Here is an 18412-nt window from a genome sequence, read left to right as displayed (position 1 = left end):
TAACCGGACAGGACCAAGATAAACGGCGGGATTTAGTGCTTGTGGTGGAGCTCTTGGGCCAGCTTGTCGCGGTCCAGTTCTTTCTCCCATGAGGACACTACGAGCGTAGCTACGCCGTTGCCGACCAGGTTTGTCATTGCAAGGCCCGTCCCCATGAAGCGGTGAATACCCAGGATCAACACCATGCCGGCCACTGGCACCACTGGAATCACCATCAAGGTACTGGTCAACATTACAAAAGCCGCGCCCGACACACCACTGGCACCTTTGGAGGTCAGCATCGCCACGATGACCAGAGTCAGTTGCTGACTTAAGCTCAAATCAATGTTCAAAGCCTGGGCAATGAAGAGCACCGCCATGGTCAGGTAGATATTGGTGCCGTCCAGGTTGAACGAGTACCCCGTAGGTACAACTAACCCCACAACCGACTTGGAACAACCCAGGCGCTCCATTTTTTCCATGATCTGCGGTAGCACCACTTCGGAGGAGCTCGTGCCCAACACGACCAGCAGCTCATCCTTGATATACGCTATAAAGCGCAGAATGCTGAAACCAGAGAGCCGTGCAACGCCTCCCAGCACCACGACAATGAACAGAACGCAGAGCAGATAGAAGCTGCCGATCAGTTTAAACAGGGGTAGCAGTGAGGCGGCGCCATAAGTACCAACCGTAAATGCAATAGCGCCGAACGCCCCGATGGCTGACAGCTTGGCAATGATATGCACAATGCGAAAGAACACACCCGACAGGCCTTCTATCATGTCGTAGACCGGCTTGCCCTTCTCACCCATGGCCGACAGCGCACATCCAAAGAACACCGAAACCAGAAGAATGCACAGTACATTTCCTTCTGCAAATGCCTGAAAAAAGGTGGTAGGAATAATGCTCATCAAAAAGTCGACCATGTGCAGGTGCTTGGCCTTTTCTGCAAAGCCCGTAACCGCCGAGGCATCCAGGGTGCTGGGGTCGATATTGAATCCACCACCGGGATTGAACAGGTGCCCGCCAATCAAGCCAATGATCAGGGAGAGGGTTGAAATGATTTCAAAGTAAAGCAAGGCCTTACCGCCTACTCGCCCTACTTTCTTCAGGTCCTGCATGCCGGCAATACCGATGACCACGGTACAGAATACGACCGGCCCGATAATCATCTTGATGAGCTTGATAAACGCATCACCGAGCGGCTTGAGATCCGCTGCAAAGTTAGGCCAAAAATGCCCGACGACCACGCCGAGCAGAATGCCTATCAGTACCTGAACATACATGGCGCGGTAAAACGGTTGCTTAGTCTTGACGGTGTTTTGGGTTGACGCACCTACGGGGGTGGTCGCCTGCGAGAGGGGATTCATATAGGACTCCACTACCAGTCATTGTTGTTGGATTTGGTGTGGCGAAGGCGCTCTATCAGCGCCCATAAAGCGTCATAGGGTTATCTACCAGGAGTTTCTGGCGAAGCGCCGGATCAGCGCAGAAGCGAAACATCAGGTCTACCAAACCGCCATCGTTGGGCATGTCACGGGTGATATTTGGATGCGGCCAGTCAGTCCCCCAGAGCACGCGATCAGGCGCATGTTCAATGAGCCGTTCGGCAAATGGAATGGCATCCTCGAAGGGTTTGCGTCCTGCTGAAACGCGCTCTGCACCACAGACCTTGACCCAGGCCAGCGGGTTTTCCATAAGTTCCAGCAGGGCTTTGAATGGTGCCTGATCAAGTCCCTCCTGAGCCTTGACACGCCCCATATGGTCAATGATGAAAGGAACCCCGATACGCTCCAACCGATCGGCATAAGTAACGATATCCTGAGCATCCAAATGCAGTACCACATGCCAGCCCAGCGGTTCCAGGCGTTCCAATACCTGATCAAATAGCTCCAGGTCGGGTGCACCACCCAAGTGGGCTACAAAGTTGAAGCGTACGCCGCGAACGCCACCAGCATCCATTTCAGCCAATTGCGCATCGCTTTCACGGCCGTTGACAATGGCCACACCTCGATAGCGTCCTTCACTACGCGCGATAGCGTCGAGCATGGCCCGGTTATCGCTGCCATGGCAGCTCGCCTGTACGATCACAGCCCGACTAAAGCCTAGAAAATCATGAAGATTACGTAAGGTTTCAAAGGGTGCATCCGGTGGCGTGTAGCTACGATCCGGAGCGTATGGGAATCGGCTACTTGGGCCGAACACATGGCAATGGGCATCCCATGCACCTTCCGGCAGGGTATGGTGTGGCCTGGTAGGTTGGGGATCAGGTGCCAGACAGCTTTTCATCACGTCTCCTCATTCATTGTGATTATTCGAAGGGATACGTCGATGGTGACGGCTATTTCTTGGAGCAACAATAAAGCCTGGGTTCTAGCAGCTATGCAGGATTTGCATAACGGGTCAGCGGCTATGCACGTGTTCGCGGACCATCGCCAGCGTTTGGTCAGCCAATCGCGTCAGGGGCCGCTGCGCGGCGGTTGTAACAAACAGATGCGTATGAACAACCGGGTCGATAATAGCTGCCGAGCGCAGGCCTTCTGGTACATAAGGCCCGGACAACGCCGTACGGAACAGAATGCCGTAGCCCAACCCCAGGGCCACCAGCTCAAGCAGAGAAGGAATGCCATCCACCTCAAGCGCGACATCCAGCTCGACGGTATGGCGAGCCGCCTCGGACTCAACCAGGCGACGCAAAGAATGGGGTTGGCTCGGAATGATCAAGGGATAGCGGCCCAGTTCCTTGAGCGGGATTTCATCTGGTAGATTCAAGGATTTTGCACCCACCAGCACTAGCGGCTCCGAGTGCAAATGCTCATAACAGAGTTGGGCATTCTGGGCCGGGTTGAACAGTAGCGCAAAATCCAGCCGTCCTAGCAGCAGCCACTCCCGTATCGAGTGCGTCAGCCCTTCCTTAATGCCCAGCGCGCAGTGTGGAAAGCGCTCGCGAAAGGCCGTTACCAGCCCGACGGTGTGGCAGCGTGCAATGCTCGGCGGCAAGCCGATAACCACCTTGCCCGACAAGGTATCCCGCTGCTCACGCAACTCCTCCCGAGCCACCTGAACCTGCCGTAAGATGCCTTGCCCATGCTCGAACAACCGCATCCCGGAGGCCGTCAGCGTGACACCACGGCCATTGCGCAGCAGCAGATGCTCCTGCAACTCGACCTCTAACTGACGCACCTGCCGGCTGACCACCGATTGGGACAGGCCAAGTACCGCCGCAGCCTTGGTAAAGCTACCGAACTCGGCGACCCGTACAAAGCACTCCAATTGCTTGAGGTCCATGAACACATGATCTCATACGGCAAAAGGGCAGCTTATCGCCTTTCTGCAGATGAGAGTACCCGACTTCTTCAGACCTTGCCGGACCAGACCGATGCCGGTATACACACTACACCGTTAAACAACAACCGCGCGGTACGCAGCAGTCCACATCCGGCTAACTCACCCTGCCGACGATGGAGCTCGACGGTAAATTCTCCCGTGGGATGTTCAACAGAAAGCCGCAACGAGTCACCCTGCTCTACCCGGGCTAACCCATCAGTTACCGAGCCCTCGATCAGACAGGCCGAGGCCACGCTTACCGCACCGAAAACGCCAATAGAGGCGTGGCAGCGATGGGGAATAAAAGTTCGGCTACTGATAGCACCACCCGCTTGGGGTTCAGCAATCAAGCACATTTTGGGGACTGTACGGTGGGTAACATCCCCCAGGTTCATACGCGGCCCGGCCTGAAGACGAATCGACTCGATTCTGGTTTTAAGTTCGGTATCGCCATCCAGCTGCTCACGCGTCTCATAACCGGTGCGACCCAGATCGGCCGCTCGAAGCAGCACTACCGGCATGCCATTATCGATACAGGTCACCTCAATCCCATCAAACGTGTCGCACACGTTTCCGGTCGGTAACAGCGCACCACAACTAGAGCCAGCAATATCCTCGAATTCAACAATCAGCGGAGCGGCCGTACCCGGTACGCCATCAATGCGGGCATCGCCTTCATACTGCACCTCACCGTTTGGCGTAAGTACATTCGCAACGGCAATCTGACCGGTGTTTTCCATGAAGATACGAACCTGAGTTGTATCTTCCAGCACAGGAACCAGTCCTTGTTCTATGGCAAACGGGCCAACACCCGCCAGAATATTGCCGCAGTTCTGCCCATAGTCGACTCGCGCTTCCTCTACCAGTACCTGAGCGAACAGGTAGTCCACATCGACATCCGGTCGCTCGGAGCGCTTGATGATCGCAACCTTACTGGTCAGCGAATCTGCGCCGCCGATACCGTCAATCTGGCGCTTGTCAGGCGAGCCCATAACGGCCAGCAGGACTTTTTCCCGCAGTGCTTCATCGGTAGGAAGATCAGTGGCGAGAAAGTACGCTCCCTTGGAAGTACCGCCGCGCATCATCAGGCAAGGAATACGAGTCTGTCCCATGGTTCAGCCCTCCAGCTCGTCCAGGCTATCAACGTACCGAAGGCCCTTTTCGGCCAGGCGAGGACGCATGTTGTAGATGTCGAGCCCTAATTCGCCATTAGCCAGCCGAATCCGCTTCTGCTCTTCGGCATCGGCCCGCTTGCGACTGGCCTCGACCACGGTTTGCACCTCGGCACGCCGAACCACCACAACGCCATCGTCATCAGCCACAATAACGTCGCCGGGGTTGATCAGCTGGCCGGCACAAATCACTGGAATGTTGACCGAGCCGAGCGTTTCCTTGACCGTGCCCTGGGCATAGACCGCTTTCGACCACACGGCAAAGCCCATCTCCCGCAGCGTGCGGCTATCGCGCACACCTGCATCGACCACTAGCCCACGTACACCGCATGCTTTGAGCGAGGTCGCCAGCAGATCACCAAAGTAACCATCGTGGCATGGCGAACTGGGTGCTACGACCAGGATATCGCCCGGCTGGCACTGCTCTACCGCAACATGGAACATCCAGTTGTCCCCAGGTGCTACCAGTACAGTTACAGCCGAACCGCTGATGCCATAATCCTGCTGGATCGGGCGAATATCTGGAGCCAGCAGCCCTTTGCGACCCTGAGCTTCGTGAACGGTTGCTACACCATACTGACCCAGCTCATCAATCAGCCCCGCTTCGGCCCGTGCGATAGTGCGGACTACAACGCCGGTCTTGCCGATCAAGCTGCTCATCCCAGATTCTCCGTCACGCGTGGGAAGATGCTCTGGTAGCCCTCACCGTAGATGATGTTCTTACTGGAGGTAATGCCTACGTTGCGCTTGGCCTGTACGCCGCGTTGTAGCGCTACACGAGTGTAGTACTCCCACAAGTGTTCCTGGCCAGCCATGCACTGAATAGCGGCATACTTCTTGTCCCACACGTCGGTGATGTCCAGCAGTACATCCGGGCGCCATTCGCACTGCTCAGGCTGGTGCGGCTCGAAGCAATAGACGGGCGGCGCACCGACAATTTTCTCGCCCGGCTTGTAGCCTTCTGCCTGAGCGATGATGCGCGCTTCCTGTGCCAGGTGCGTAGCCAGTGGATGGTCGTAGTTGTAGGGGTCCTTCAGCGAGTGACTAAGCACAAATTCCGGCTGTACGCGGCGGAACACATCGGCCAGACGAAACAGCGTTTCCTTGTCGGCACGCATAGGGTAATCACCGATGTCGAAGAACTCGACAGTGGCACCCAGTATCTCAGCTGCCGCCTGCGCCTCTTCACGGCGCGCCGCCTTGACCTTCTCTTCGGTCATTTCGCCCTTGCGCCAGAGCTTGGCTGACTCGCCCCGCTCACCAAAGGACAGGCAGACGACATGCACGTCATAACCCTGCCTGGCATGCAGAGCGATAGCGCCACCTGCACGCCAGACGAAATCAGCGGAATGGGCGCTGACAACCAGAGCAGTTTTTTTGTTGGAATCGATCATGTCCAGGCTCCTCATGTTTTCAAGGAGAGTCGCACGGCTGATCCTGAGCGAATATTGCGTTCAGCTAGAGCAGGTATACCTTTTACTTATCAACACGCCGCGCGCATGATGCAGGCATGTGCCCTGCCAAGAGAACACCATGACTGCCGAACTTCCCAATCTGATGCAGATACGCGCGTTTGTCCGGGTGGCGGACCAAGGCAGTGTTTCCAAGGCGTCTGAAGTACTGTACCGCGCGCAATCGGTTGTCACCCGTTCCATTCGCGACCTGGAAGAGCGGCTTACCATTGCATTGTTCGAACGGCATGCCAATGGAATGCGGCTGACCGATTACGGCGCCCGCATCTTGCCTCGTGCACGACAGGCACTGGCTGAGCTGGAGACAGTACCCCGCTTGCTGGGTACCCATCCAGGCGCGATCACCGAACCCCTTTATCTGATGCATACCCGGCGTCTGGAAGTGTTCGTCAAGCTGTGCGAAACCCACCATATGCAAACGGTAGCTACCCTTTTCGGTCTGACCCAACCCGCTGTGAGTGCAGCCCTCAAGGTGTTGGAAGGTGGTTGCGGCCATACACTGTTCGAGCGCACTCCCAAAGGCCTTCAGCCTACACGAGCGAGCCTGGATATTGTCCTGCCGATTCGTCGGGCATTGAATGAGCTGCGCCATATCGATGCCGACATTGCCGCCCTACGCGGCTCGCTCCAGGGAACCGTCATGGTGGGTGCCTTGCCCTTGGGGCGAACCCGGCTGTTGCCTGAAGCTATTGTGCGCCTCGTCTCTGCGTACCCTCAAATTCGTGTGGCGACCAATGAAAGTGCGTTTGACCTGTTGGCTACCGACCTGCGGGCCGGTGACATCGACTTTGTACTGGGCGCCCTGCGCCCCTCCGACTATGCCAGCGATCTGTTGGGTGAAACGCTGCTGACTGAAGAGCTGGTGGTACTGGTACGCCGGGGCCATCCATTACTGGATCAGGGGGTAAATACCAATGACCTTATCCATGCTCGCTGGGTGCTGCCCCGTGCAGGCTCGCCGGCCCGCAACCAGCTCGATGCCTTCTTTAGCGAGCTGGGTACGGAAACGCCACTACCGGTAGTTGAAACGGGGGATCTGGCGATTATCCGTGGGCTGCTCGTACGCTCTGATATGTTGGCTGTCGTTTCAGCCCATCAACTTGAATACGAGATCGCCTCAGGCGAGTTGCAACGTCTCCCCTTGCGGCTTCGCCATACCACCCGCGCCATAGGTCTGATCTACCGCACCGGTGGCCTGCACTCACCTGCAGCCAAAGCGTTGATGGAAAAGATCCGTGAAGTAGCCCTGGAGCGCTTGGACGCCTGATTTTACTGGGATGCAGGCGCTTTATAAGCCAGCCTAGACCGCACCCACTTTGCCAATAACGCTGTCAGGGATGGTTTTGATCAGCACCTTGACGCAAAACAGTGGTGAAGGACTGTCTGCGATGGATGCCACTACTGCCTTGTATTTGGCAGGAATCTGGTCAAGGCATCGCTTGGCCGTTCGTGTTACGGCCTCGTTAGAGTCGTGTATTTCGGCAGCAAGTGCCAGGGCGAGAAGTGCTTCCAGAAACGTCATGACACCAGACTGCCAATGGACTATCGCCATTTAGTGAATGGACGCAGCGACAGGCACCGCGCCCTGGGTTGGAGTTATTTCTTTCCAGCAACCGAGTACAGCACCTGCTGATTACGCGTTTTCTGGAACTCTTCCAGTGATTGACCACGCATGGCTGAATAGATGTGCAGGTTGGATACCCCTACCACCGCGCCGAGCTTCTCTAGCAGGAAGAAAATAACACCGTAGTGAATCAGCCCACGCCAATCGCTGCGTCGAATCAGGTCGCGTTCTTCGTCAGTCAGGCCGGCTTCCTCGAACATGGCCTCCGGTTCCTCCAGAAAACGCTCACGCCAGGCCGGAGTGATCATGCCATGCAGGAACTTGTTCAGCCGATACCCTTTGGCACTGCGCTCCAGCGTAAACGGGTACGTGCCCTCCAGCTTTTCGACACCGGCCAACTGATGGTTCATGTGTTCGCGGTGGCGGGCTTGTACGTCGATGGGTAATGGCCGTGCCTGGTTTTCCAGGAGCAGCGTCGCGATCCCGGTCATCGAAGGCAGGTAATAATCCTGGTGAATCAGCTTTACATTGGATGAGAGCGCACCACGCATGATCAGCCAAGTGATGACCTCCGACCCCTCAAGTCCACCCAGCGTTGCGTATTCGGCAATGGTCATCTCGGTAAGACGCGCGGGGTCGTTGACAAAGAGATCAACAAACTGGGCGTCCCATTCAGGATTATTGAAGCCACACCGCTCACCATGGACCTGATGGGACACACCACCCGTGGCAGCAATGACCACCTTCAGATCCTCGGGATAGCTCTCGATGGCACGCCGCAAGGCCTGTCCCAGGTTGTAGCAGCGCTTGGCACTCGGGATCGGAAATTGCAACACACCGACCTGCAGAGGCACTACGTCTACCGGCCATTCCGGCTCGAACGGCAGCAGCGCAGACATGGGCGAGAACAGACCATGGTCGATCGGCTTGTCACGAAAGAACGACATGTCGAACTCATCAGCCATGAGACTGGCCCCGATATGCCGGGCCAGCGCCGCATGCCCACCAATGGCAGGCAGTCCACGTACGCCACCGCCCTCGTCTGCCACACCATAGTGATCGTCTACGCCCAGGGCGAAGGCCGAATAGTGATCGAAGAAGAACGAGGTGATGTGATCGTTGAAGATATAAAACAGCACATCAGGCTGCTTATCCTTAAGCCACCCCTTCATCGGCTCGAAGCTCTTGAAGATGGGCGCCCAGGCGGCCTCCTCCTGCTTGTTGTGGTCGACTGCAAAGCCGATCGTAGGCGTGTGCGAGACGGCCAGGCCTCCGATAATACGTGCCATAAAATAATCCTTAATGAATGATCAAGACGCCAAGGCAGGCTGGGCTGCACGCCGTGCAGCATAACCATTGCCCAGTATGGCCAGCGCTGCCACGAAAGCCGGTATCGCCAGCACTGCAAAAATCAATCCGAAGCTCAGCCCAAGGCTCAGCACCGCACCACCGATTACCGAGCCGAAGATCGCACCAAAGCGGCCTATCCCCAACATCCAGCTCACACCTGTGGCGCGGGACTCGGTAGGGTAATAGCCGGGGGCATAGGCATTAAGACCTGTCTGCGCGCCGCTCATGCAAAAGCCCGCCGCGATAACGCCAAGTGTCAGCAGGCTGGATTCCAGGCCAAAGGCACCCAAGAGCAGGATGAACGCACCGCCCAAAGCATAGGAGCCTGCAATAACACGATTGGGATTGCGCCTGTCCATGATCCAGCCAACCACGATTGCTCCTACCGTCCCGCCAATCTGAAACAGTCCTGTGATAGTCGCTGCACGCTCGATCGGGATACCGGACTCACGAATCAGCGTAGGCAACCAGCCCATCATCAGGTAGATCACGAGCAGCCCCATGAAATAGGTAACCCAGAGGGAAAACGTTCCTAAACGATAACGCTCTGCAAACAAGGCGCGAACCGGCGCCTTGTGGTGAACCGTAGGCTCAAGCGTGATAAACCGTGTTTGCGCCGTAAACTGGCCACCCAGTCGATTCAGCACTTTGGCGATACGGGCGGCAGGTGCGTCTTTTACGACAAGAAACCGGGCAGACTCAGGCAAAAACAGCCAGAGGAACGGCAGCAAGAGGATAGGTAGAAGGCCACCCACCAGCAGCACAGACTGCCAACCATAATGGGGAATCAGCCAGGCAGCTACAAAGCCGCCGGCACCCGAGCCCAGGTTGAACCCGGTAAACATCACGGTAATCAGCACGGAGCGATAGCGCTCGGGTAAATACTCCGAAAGCAGTGTCGTCGTATTGGGCATCGCCGCCCCGAGCCCTACCCCGGTGAGAAAACGCAGGATGGCCAGCTCATAAGGGTTACGTGCGAAGGCGCATGCCAGGCTCAGCGCACCAAATACAGTCACGGCACCGAGCAGTACCGTCTTGCGACCGAAGCGGTCGGCATAAGGGCCCGCAACCAATGCACCCACCGCAAGGCCAACCATGGCCGCACTCATGACCGGTCCGAAGGCGGTTTTGGATAGATTCCAGTCCTGCATCAGTGACGGCGCAATGAAGCCCATGACGGCGACATCCACACCATCGAACAGGACGATGAAAAAACACAGGACAAGGATCAACCACTGATAGCCCGAGACAGGCCGGTTATCAATCCATTGTTTAACGTCGACAGGCGAGTCGGTGTGCATGACGGCCACCCTTGTTGTTTTTATGGTGATTCGAATGCCCATAGGGCTTATCACGTGATGGCAGAACGAAACTGCCTCACGGTCAGCCCAGACGTTAAAGCCACTCGCCTGGCCCGTCGTCTGGGAAATGCTTAAGGGGGTATCTGATTTTTTTATGAGGGCGTCAGGCACCTGAGCGAAACGATACTCGGGTGCCTGAGGCTGAAAGGAAGGCAAGCCCGTGTCATACGGGCCTGAAGGGATACGTCAGATGACAAAGAGATCAACGAACCGATTGACCGGAGTACGCTCGAGGGTCGCCTGATCCTTACACAAAGCAAAAATCTGCTCACAGCGCTGTGCCGGGAAACGGGTAGCCAGGTTGTTCTTGAACTTGGCCTCGAGCAGCGGGATGCCTTCGTCGCGGCGACGGCGATGGCCAATCGGATACTCTACCGTGACCTTGTCGGTACAGGTGCCATCCTTAAAGAATACCTGGATGGCATTGGCTATAGAGCGCTTGTCAGACTCCAGGTACTCCTGGCTGTAGCGCAGGTCTTCGATGATTTCCATTTTCTCGCGCAACTGATCGATCAGCGGATGCGCTGCATGGAAGGCATCTTCGTAGTGCTCGGCCACCAGGTCTCCGTACAACAGCGGCACGGCAATCATGTACTGCAGGCAGTGGTCGCGGTCAGCCGCGTTGGCCAGCGGGCCGACCTTGGAAATGATGCGGATGGCAGACTCGTGGGTAGTCACCACGATTTTCTCGACCTGATCGAGCTTCTCACGAACCTGGGGATGCAGAATGACCGCTGCCTCGGCCGCCGTCTGGGCGTGAAACTCTGCAGGGAAACTGATCTTGAACAGGACGTTTTCCATTACGTAACTGCCAAACCCCTGCGGGAAGCTGAATTGGCGCTTGTCCTGCGGCTTGGTCTCCAGGTCTTTGTTGGTATGGCTGAACAGCACATCATAAAAGCCCCATTGAGGTGCGCTCAGCACGCCCGGAATACCCATTTCGCCGCGCATGGCAATGTCTGCCAGACGTACACCGCGGCTGGTGGCGTCCCCTGCTGCCCAGGACTTGCGCGAACCTGCATTCGGCGCGTGCCGATAGGTACGCAATGCCTGTCCGTCTACAAAGGCGTGAGAGATAGCGGCAAGCATCTGCTCGCGATTGGCGCCCATCAACTTGGCCGCAACCGCCGTCGACGCCACCTTGACGAGGATGACATGGTCAAGCCCGACCCGGTTGAAGGAGTTCTCCAGCGCAAACACGCCCTGAATCTCGTGCGCCATGATCATGGCTTCAAGCACGGCGCGCATGGTCAGAGGCGCCTCGCCCTGCGCAACGCGCTTTTGCGACAAATGATCGGCTACTGCCAGAATGCCGCCCAGGTTATCCGAAGGATGTCCCCACTCCGCTGCGAGCCAGGTGTCGTTGTAATCCAGCCAACGCACGATACAGCCGATATCCCAGGCAGCCTTTACCGGGTCCAGGCGAAAACTCGTTCCGGGTACGCGCGCGCCATACGGCACCACGGTCCCTTCCACAAACGGACCCAGATGCTTGGTGCATTCTGGGAAACGCAGGGCCAGAAGGCCACACCCCAGCGTATCCATCAGACAATTACGCGCCGTGTTTAGCGCCTCGGTAGAGTCGATCGTGTAGTTCAGGATGTAGTCGGCGATGTCCTGCAGGACCTTGTCATAGTCAGGACGATTGTTCAGGTCGACGTTGGCGCTCATGCTCTCGCTCTCATGGTTCATTGTTATGTGAGGCAGCGGCAGTCGCTGCCTTTGGATGTATCTACGCGCTGCGCTCTTCGAGCGGCACATACGGGCGCTGCTCGACGCCGGTGTACTCCGCACTCGGGCGAATGATGCGGTTGTTGGCACGCTGCTCGAACACATGGGACGCCCAGCCTGTAACCCGTGAGCAGACAAAGATCGGGGTAAACAACTTGGTGGGAATTCCCATGAAGTGGTACGCGGACGCGTGGTAGAAATCGGCGTTGGGGAACAGCTTCTTCTGCTCCCACATGGTGTGGTCGATCGCTTCCGATACAGGGAATAGCACCGTATCGCCTACTTCCTCGGAGAGCTTTTTCGACCAGACCTTGATGACTTCATTGCGCGGGTCCGAATCCTTGTAAACGGCATGGCCAAAGCCCATGATCTTGTCCTTGCGCTCCAGCATGCCAAGCGTGCCCTCAATGGCCTCTTGAGGTGACTTGAAGCGCTGGATCATGTCCATGGCGGCCTCGTTGGCCCCGCCATGCAGAGGCCCACGCAATGAACCAATCGCACCGGTGATGCAGGAATACATGTCCGAAAGCGTGGATGCGCACACGCGCGCGGTAAACGTCGAGGCGTTGAACTCATGCTCGGCGTAAAGAATCAGCGACACGTTCATCACCTTGCGGTGCAGCTCGTTGGGTGCCTTGCCATGCAGAAGCTTGAGGAAGTGCCCGGCAATAGAGGGTTCTTCCGTTATGCACTTGATGCGCACACCCTGATGGCTGAAGCGATACCAGTAACACATGATAGCCGGTAATGCCGCCAGCAGCCGATCCGATACGACCTGCTGTTGCTCAAAGCTGCGCTCCGGCTCCAGGTTGCCCAGCATCGAAACGCCGGTCCGCATCACATCCATCGGATGCGCCTGCGCCGGGATGCGCTCAAGCACCTCTTTCAACGCCTGTGGCAGATCACGCAGGGTCATCAGACGATTCAGGTAGTCATTTAGCTGCTCACGAGTGGGCAGCTCACCCCGGAACAGCAGATAAGCCACTTCTTCGAACTGGGCATGCTCGGCCAGCTCGCGCACGTCATAACCTCGATAGGTCAGACCAGCGCCTTCTTTACCTACGGTAGACAAGGCTGTCTGGCCGGCGACCTGACCCCGTAGGCCAGCGCCGCTCAATACTTTTGCTTCAGCCATTGCTCTCTCCTTTCTTGGACTTGTTATGGATGGTGCAACTGCATCTGTCAGGTTAGCTGACGGACCTTCGCCGGATCAGCGCTTGTTCTGGGCGAACAGCGCATCCAGCTTTTGCTCGAACTCGTGGTAGCCAATACTTTCGTACAGCTCCATACGCGTTTGCATGGTGTCGACTACATTCTTTTGCGTACCGTCGCGCCGAATCGCGGTGTAAACGTTTTCAGCCGCCTTGTTCATGGCGCGGAAAGCCGACAAGGGATAGAGCACCAGCGAGACATCTGCGGAGGCCAGCTCCTCGGTTGTGAACAGTGGCGTCGAGCCAAACTCGGTAATATTTGCCAGTACCGGTACTTTCACCGCGCCAGCGAACTCTCTGTACATCCCAAGCTCAGTCATGGCTTCTGGGAAGATCATGTCCGCGCCCGCTTCTACACAGGCGCAGGCTCGATCGATAGCCGACTGTAAGCCTTCAACCGCCAATGCATCGGTTCGCGCCATGATCACAAAGCTGTCATCACTCCGGGCATCCACGGCCGCTTTGATGCGATCCACCATTTCCTGCTGCGAGACGATCTCCTTGTTGGGTCGATGACCGCAGCGCTTGGCCCCCACTTGATCCTCGATATGCAGGGCCGCCGCGCCAAACTTGATCATTGACTTGACGGTGCGGGCCACATTGAACGCTGACGAGCCAAACCCGGTGTCTACGTCAACCAGCAATGGCAAGTCGCACACATCGGTAATCCGGCGCACATCAGTCAAGACATCATCCAGGTTTGAAATACCCAAATCCGGTAGCCCCAATGAACCGGCTGCAACGCCACCACCGGACAGGTAAATGGCCTTGAAGCCGGCGCGCTGGGCTAGCAAGGCATGATTGGCATTGATAGTGCCAACTACCTGGAGCGGATGTTCGACCGCAACAGCCTCTCGAAAACGCTGGCCGGGACGCATGGAAAGACCCTGACTCATGATTCACCTCTATTCTTGTTGGCAGACGCCGCGCTTACCACGGCATGCTCGGGTTGGTGCTGAGTGTCAAGTTGGCGCTCGATATTGCGCCGTGACGCAGCAATGTGGCGCTTCATCAAGAGTTCGGCCAGCTCACCGTCACGGTCAGCGATGGCGTCGAGAATACGATGGTGCTCGGCAAAGGCCTGGCGCGGCCGGTGGGGTGTGGCGGAAAACTGGATCCGGTACATGCGTACCAGCTGATACAGCTCATCGCACAGCATGCGGGTCAGTGTGCGGTTTCGGCTGCCCTGAATGATGCGGTAATGAAAATCATGGTCGCCTTCCTGCTGGTAGTACCCCACCCCAGCTTGAAACGAGGCGTCGTGCTCATGGGTTTCTAGCACCTGCCGCAGTTCGAGAATCTCTGCGTCGGTCATGCGTTCGGCTGCCAGTCGGCACGCCATTCCTTCAAGCGATTCACGGATTTGATAGAGCTCAACCAGCTCCTCAAGGCCCAGCGAGACAACACGAGCGCCCACGTGGGGCACGCGTACGACCAGCTTTTGCCCTTCCAGACGATGAATAGCCTCACGCAATGGACCTCGACTGATCCCATAGGTACGCGCCAACTCAGGCTCTGAAATTTTGCTGCCCGGTTTAATTTCACCCTTAATGATGGCCGCCTGGATATGGCGAAAGACATGCTCCGAAAGCGTCTCGCTTTCAGGCGTATTGGCAGAAGGTATTTCGCTTAGTTGATTCATACTGTCGACACATTTATTTTTTTAGCGACCTTTGCGTCAGACATTAGGCCCAAAAACAGAAAAGTGTCAACAATCTTAATCACCTATGGTTTCAGCGTTGGCAATCACTGTAAACCTAGGGGCCCGGCATAGCACTACGCGCTATCCGTACTGGCCCTAATAGGTCAGATTGTTTATTTGCCAATATGAACACTCTGGTGCAACGGGCTGGTGCTCCAGCTTTTCAGCCGCCTTTGGGTAGCGCGGAATGCTCCTCACACCAGCAAATTATTCCTAGCGGGTGCTGGGCATGGGCTGCCCTACTTCTGCTGGTAAACTCCCGTTTCTGTTCCGTCCCGGCAAATCGAACATGACTTCGTCATAACCGGATGCCCTCAAGATGCGCAAACTCAGGTAAACCTAGCCCTTGTTTATCAACAGCACCCATTTACCCCATAGGCCGGTCAAAGCGAATCGGACAGGCTTCATTAGAATCCCATACCGATAACTGTGAATCCTATAAGGATAGGACGGTACGGCTACGGCAGGTTCATGCTTGAGAGTATCCAGAAGAGTTGCGTCTGAACGTGACTCGCAGGTGTTCGGATGGGTTGGATATGGAAAGTACTAGGCCTTGGCTTAAAGCCAGACATGAAATAAGTCGTTATTTACCCGCTTCATGGCTCAAGGCTTATTCTTCAATAACCCGGCTTTTCATCCTGTTTAAACCTGCGCTCGCATAGGCAGGCTATAAACCAGGAAAGAATATCTATTTTGATGAAAGACGTGTAATAGCGGCTGTCAGGTCATGGAGTGAAGCCGGCTTAACCAGATGCACATCAAAACCTGCCGCTTTGGAACGCTCCCGGTCTTTAACTTGCCCATAACCGGTCAAAGCGATCAATCCTAGCGCTGATGGAGGAAAATGCTCACGGAGCATAGAGGCCAACTGAAAACCATCCAGGTCGGGCAGCCCTATGTCGAGCACCGCAACCTCGGGCTTGAACTCACGGACTATATTCAGTACATCGAATGGATTACTGCTTGCCTGGACGGTATGTCCCTGTTGACGCAAGACAGCCTGGGTACTTTCAAGCGCATCAAGGTTGTCATCAACAATCAGGATCCGAGCCGGTTTTACTACCGTATTGCTATCTTCCTCAGGGACCTGCATTGGTTCGCTGATCGCCAACAAGAGCCGTGGCAACGTAACCGTAAAAGTAGAACCGCAGCCAACACCGCCGCTGCTAGCCGCTACCGTTCCTCCATGCAGGCTTATGAAACTCTTGACCAAGGCCAGACCAATACCCAATCCGCCTTTCGCCCGATCTATGGTAACCGCACCCTGCTCGAAAATATTGAAAATACGGGGTAATAACTGAGGGCTGATACCGGAGCCATTATCTTTGACCAGAATAGAAACCTGTCCGCCGTCGGCCTTTACCTCGACCTCTATCTGGCCCCCAACATGAGTGTACTTGGCTGCATTGGTCAGTAGATTGGTAAAGACTTGGGTCAGGCGGACAGAGTCCCCTGACACCCAGACCTCTTCATCGGGAAATATATGAGTGATCTGCTGACGCCGGTCACCAACAAGCGCACTTGTATTCTCAAGGGCTTGGAGCACTACTCCTTTTATGCTTGTAGGCTCTTTATTGATTTCGATTTTTCCACGAGTGATACGCGTAATATCGAGCAGGTCATCCACCAGACGCGACAAATGATCAGCCTGCCGCTCGATGATCTGCAGCTCTCGCGGAAACAGGCCCTGATGCCTTCTTTTGATCAGTCCAAGCGCCATGACAATGGGTGCCAGGGGATTACGCAACTCATGCCCCAGCATCGCTAGAAATACATCTTTGGCTCGACTGGCTTGCTCACGCTCAAAATCTGCCCTTGCGGCTTGTAATCCTGTAGCAGCCAATGAAGCAGCAGCTCGCAAAAGAGCTAATTGGTTGATGCTTGGAAAACCGGGCGCAGAAGAACCAAACCAGATTTTTCCACCATACGTTCCATAGCCCATGCTCAAGTGAACAATGTACATGGACCCCAATGGAGTATCTGACTCATAGGCTCGCCCGTCAGGAACACGCGTGTTTTTCCAGGCTTCGGCTGTAACTTCCCAGCGAGATAACTCTTCGCCCTGGCAATAACGCCCCTCGACTCGCAAAAGGCCCTTGAAGGAGGGATTATCAGCCAACAACGCCTGGGCATAGCTAAAGCGAAGGGGAACAATACGTTCGGCGGCCTCAATCATGAGGCGAAGAACCGTTTCACCCTCTCGCCCTGCCCACAAGGCGGGTAAGGCGAGAAGACCCATCAGGTCTCGGATACCACGTTCTGAGGAATCGCCTTCCTGGGAGGGAACCGGTAATAATTCAGGGTAACGGTTCATTGTCTTCCAAAAAGGCGAAATGAAAGGAGGAAAATAACATATCAGGTGGTCGAGGCGTCTTCCTTGACCTGACGCTTGGCAAGCTCAGCCAGCATTTCTGATGCTGGGGTATAGAAGGGATTTTCCTGTACTACACCATTGATAAGCGTCAACGGATGGGTACGTAAGAGATCCATCATCATGGAGCCGGACATTTTTGCAATGTCATATACACATACGGCTGGTTGACGGTTCTGGGAAAGCACTTCATTTACTTCGGCCTCGTACGCCAGAATGTCTTTAGCACCAGGCACATCATTAAAGACCCAGTCCATATTGCCCATGATACGCACGCGTGGAAATCCAGCTTCCCGCGCGGCTTTGCAGGCACTTTCCAGCGTATTGAGCATGCGGTCCTTATTAAAGGTGCCGGCTTCATCAAGATAGGCACCCTGCCACGATTGAACCTCAAGTTGCCCACAGGCCTCACAGGCATGAGTATCGATTCCCGCCTTGTTAAGGCGTACCCGATGGTCATCCATCTTGGCAGGATTTACGATATGTATATTCTTCTCGCCCTGATCAATCCCCTCCTTGAAGAAAGGGGCCAGGACATCGTACTCCTGTTCACGACTATCGAAAAAAGCGCAGACATGAAAGTGTTCAATCTGTGTGCCTGCCAATGACAATTCGTTCATGTGTAGATGTCCTCTAGAACAACCAGCAGCTGACGTGACGAGCTTGAATTTGAAATCCCATCCAAGATGGCTAATTGCCTCTACCGCTTGGCGGTTTAGCTAGCGAAGAAGCTTAGTGCTAAATATCATTTAGCAGAAGATTTTATTTGCTTAATAAACAGATTCTGACCAGCCAGTCATTTTGGCTGAGTCTAGATAACAATTTTCTGCCGTCACCTTATAAGACGCAAGAACCTTGCCACGGCCTAAATGTGCAGGGGTCAAAAATTGCTTTCGTGTGCTCGCTTGTCAAAAACAAGGTCTTTGAATAGGTAATAGTGTACAGGCTCTCTTCAGCTTGCTGGCTGTTTTATGCGTTTACATACAAACAGTTACACTAATCTTATTTGGGAGGCCTCTGAATCATGCCGGTAATAAAAGGAGATTTGGTCAAACTTGCTCTAGCGGGCCAGTCCAACGTTATCGTCCATGGATGTAATTACAGTGCCAAATAGGTGTAGGAATCGCTAAGTCTATAAAACAGGTGTTTTCTGAAGCCTATGAAGCTGATTG

The 18412-nt window shown here is 55.4% G+C and carries 16 protein-coding genes; 1 reads left to right on the top strand and 15 read right to left on the bottom strand.

What is annotated here, in order from left to right; all coding sequences use genetic code 11:
* Positions 1–32: 32 nt before the first annotated feature.
* The 6 genes from AC4LF3_RS09455 to galB all read right to left on the bottom strand — a co-directional run bounded on the left by AC4LF3_RS09455 (position 33) and on the right by galB (position 5872).
* Positions 33–1349 carry a dicarboxylate/amino acid:cation symporter gene (locus AC4LF3_RS09455; RefSeq protein WP_150347457.1) on the bottom strand — a complete coding sequence of 439 codons (1317 nt, stop codon included), beginning with the start codon at positions 1347–1349 and terminating at the stop codon, positions 33–35.
* 55 nt (positions 1350–1404) lie between these two features.
* Positions 1405–2268 carry an amidohydrolase family protein gene (locus tag AC4LF3_RS09450; protein ID WP_404627462.1) on the bottom strand — a complete coding sequence of 288 codons (864 nt, stop codon included), beginning with the start codon at positions 2266–2268 and terminating at the stop codon, positions 1405–1407.
* A 114-nt stretch (positions 2269–2382) separates the two neighbouring features.
* Positions 2383–3267 (bottom strand): LysR family transcriptional regulator, encoded by an 885-nt coding sequence (locus AC4LF3_RS09445; protein WP_491835157.1) that lies wholly within the window; start codon positions 3265–3267, stop codon positions 2383–2385.
* 68 nt (positions 3268–3335) lie between these two features.
* A complete protein-coding gene (locus AC4LF3_RS09440; protein ID WP_289927837.1) occupies positions 3336–4418 on the bottom strand; it encodes a 4-oxalomesaconate tautomerase in 1083 nt (360 codons plus the stop codon).
* Between the two features lie 3 nt (positions 4419–4421).
* Complete coding sequence (locus tag AC4LF3_RS09435) at positions 4422–5138, bottom strand: 4-carboxy-4-hydroxy-2-oxoadipate aldolase/oxaloacetate decarboxylase (protein WP_491835156.1); 717 nt, start codon at positions 5136–5138, stop codon at positions 4422–4424.
* Positions 5135–5872 (bottom strand): 4-oxalmesaconate hydratase, encoded by a 738-nt coding sequence (gene galB / locus AC4LF3_RS09430; protein WP_122042624.1) that lies wholly within the window; start codon positions 5870–5872, stop codon positions 5135–5137. Before galB ends, AC4LF3_RS09435 begins: the two co-directional genes overlap by 4 nt.
* Positions 5873–6011: 139 nt before the next feature.
* Between galB and AC4LF3_RS09425 the strand changes: the two genes are divergently transcribed.
* The gene (locus AC4LF3_RS09425) at positions 6012–7217 is read left to right on the top strand and encodes a LysR family transcriptional regulator (protein WP_312270774.1); all 1206 of its coding nucleotides are present in this window, start codon (positions 6012–6014) and stop codon (positions 7215–7217) included.
* Positions 7218–7250: 33 nt separating this feature from the next.
* Here AC4LF3_RS09425 and AC4LF3_RS09420 read toward each other — a convergent pair whose 3' ends face one another.
* The 9 genes from AC4LF3_RS09420 to AC4LF3_RS09380 all read right to left on the bottom strand — a co-directional run bounded on the left by AC4LF3_RS09420 (position 7251) and on the right by AC4LF3_RS09380 (position 17860).
* Positions 7251–7472, bottom strand: a complete 222-nt coding sequence (locus AC4LF3_RS09420; RefSeq protein WP_010798212.1) for a DUF7740 domain-containing protein — start codon at positions 7470–7472, stop codon at positions 7251–7253.
* A 74-nt stretch (positions 7473–7546) separates the two neighbouring features.
* Positions 7547–8803 (bottom strand): gallate dioxygenase, encoded by a 1257-nt coding sequence (locus AC4LF3_RS09415; RefSeq protein WP_491835155.1) that lies wholly within the window; start codon positions 8801–8803, stop codon positions 7547–7549.
* Positions 8804–8824: 21 nt separating this feature from the next.
* A complete protein-coding gene (locus AC4LF3_RS09410) occupies positions 8825–10165 on the bottom strand; it encodes an MFS transporter (RefSeq protein ID WP_010798210.1) in 1341 nt (446 codons plus the stop codon).
* A 246-nt stretch (positions 10166–10411) separates the two neighbouring features.
* Positions 10412–11896 carry a 2-methylcitrate dehydratase gene (prpD, locus tag AC4LF3_RS09405; RefSeq protein WP_289927833.1) on the bottom strand — a complete coding sequence of 495 codons (1485 nt, stop codon included), beginning with the start codon at positions 11894–11896 and terminating at the stop codon, positions 10412–10414.
* A gap of 61 nt (positions 11897–11957) precedes the next feature.
* Complete coding sequence (gene prpC, locus AC4LF3_RS09400) at positions 11958–13091, bottom strand: bifunctional 2-methylcitrate synthase/citrate synthase (protein ID WP_404627469.1); 1134 nt, start codon at positions 13089–13091, stop codon at positions 11958–11960.
* A 75-nt stretch (positions 13092–13166) separates the two neighbouring features.
* The gene (prpB, locus tag AC4LF3_RS09395; RefSeq protein ID WP_404627471.1) at positions 13167–14063 is read right to left on the bottom strand and encodes a methylisocitrate lyase; all 897 of its coding nucleotides are present in this window, start codon (positions 14061–14063) and stop codon (positions 13167–13169) included.
* Entirely contained in the window at positions 14060–14809 is a 750-nt protein-coding gene (locus AC4LF3_RS09390; RefSeq protein ID WP_286788053.1) for a GntR family transcriptional regulator, read from the bottom strand. Before AC4LF3_RS09390 ends, prpB begins: the two co-directional genes overlap by 4 nt.
* 748 nt (positions 14810–15557) lie before the next feature.
* A complete protein-coding gene (locus AC4LF3_RS09385; RefSeq protein ID WP_491835154.1) occupies positions 15558–17183 on the bottom strand; it encodes a hybrid sensor histidine kinase/response regulator in 1626 nt (541 codons plus the stop codon).
* A gap of 41 nt (positions 17184–17224) precedes the next feature.
* A complete protein-coding gene (locus AC4LF3_RS09380) occupies positions 17225–17860 on the bottom strand; it encodes an MEDS domain-containing protein (RefSeq protein WP_122042630.1) in 636 nt (211 codons plus the stop codon).
* Positions 17861–18412: the final 552 nt, after the last annotated feature.

The sequence above is a fragment of the Pseudomonas sp. C2.3V genome, from assembly GCF_058536325.1.
This window is presented reverse-complemented; position numbering and strand designations above follow the sequence as displayed.

What these genes read in the sequence shown, in the direction of transcription:
- AC4LF3_RS09455 (WP_150347457.1), bottom strand. Translation starts at nt 1,349, where the DNA reads ATGAATCCCCTCTCGCAGGCGACCACCCCCGTAGGTGCGTCAACCCAA.
- AC4LF3_RS09450 (WP_404627462.1), bottom strand. Translation starts at nt 2,268, where the DNA reads ATGAAAAGCTGTCTGGCACCTGATCCCCAACCTACCAGGCCACACCAT.
- AC4LF3_RS09445 (WP_491835157.1), bottom strand. Translation starts at nt 3,267, where the DNA reads ATGGACCTCAAGCAATTGGAGTGCTTTGTACGGGTCGCCGAGTTCGGT.
- AC4LF3_RS09440 (WP_289927837.1), bottom strand. Translation starts at nt 4,418, where the DNA reads ATGGGACAGACTCGTATTCCTTGCCTGATGATGCGCGGCGGTACTTCC.
- AC4LF3_RS09435 (WP_491835156.1), bottom strand. Translation starts at nt 5,138, where the DNA reads ATGAGCAGCTTGATCGGCAAGACCGGCGTTGTAGTCCGCACTATCGCA.
- galB (WP_122042624.1), bottom strand. Translation starts at nt 5,872, where the DNA reads ATGATCGATTCCAACAAAAAAACTGCTCTGGTTGTCAGCGCCCATTCC.
- AC4LF3_RS09425 (WP_312270774.1), top strand. Translation starts at nt 6,012, where the DNA reads ATGACTGCCGAACTTCCCAATCTGATGCAGATACGCGCGTTTGTCCGG.
- AC4LF3_RS09420 (WP_010798212.1), bottom strand. Translation starts at nt 7,472, where the DNA reads ATGACGTTTCTGGAAGCACTTCTCGCCCTGGCACTTGCTGCCGAAATA.
- AC4LF3_RS09415 (WP_491835155.1), bottom strand. Translation starts at nt 8,803, where the DNA reads ATGGCACGTATTATCGGAGGCCTGGCCGTCTCGCACACGCCTACGATC.
- AC4LF3_RS09410 (WP_010798210.1), bottom strand. Translation starts at nt 10,165, where the DNA reads ATGCACACCGACTCGCCTGTCGACGTTAAACAATGGATTGATAACCGG.
- prpD (WP_289927833.1), bottom strand. Translation starts at nt 11,896, where the DNA reads ATGAGCGCCAACGTCGACCTGAACAATCGTCCTGACTATGACAAGGTC.
- prpC (WP_404627469.1), bottom strand. Translation starts at nt 13,091, where the DNA reads ATGGCTGAAGCAAAAGTATTGAGCGGCGCTGGCCTACGGGGTCAGGTC.
- prpB (WP_404627471.1), bottom strand. Translation starts at nt 14,063, where the DNA reads ATGAGTCAGGGTCTTTCCATGCGTCCCGGCCAGCGTTTTCGAGAGGCT.
- AC4LF3_RS09390 (WP_286788053.1), bottom strand. Translation starts at nt 14,809, where the DNA reads ATGAATCAACTAAGCGAAATACCTTCTGCCAATACGCCTGAAAGCGAG.
- AC4LF3_RS09385 (WP_491835154.1), bottom strand. Translation starts at nt 17,183, where the DNA reads ATGAACCGTTACCCTGAATTATTACCGGTTCCCTCCCAGGAAGGCGAT.
- AC4LF3_RS09380 (WP_122042630.1), bottom strand. Translation starts at nt 17,860, where the DNA reads ATGAACGAATTGTCATTGGCAGGCACACAGATTGAACACTTTCATGTC.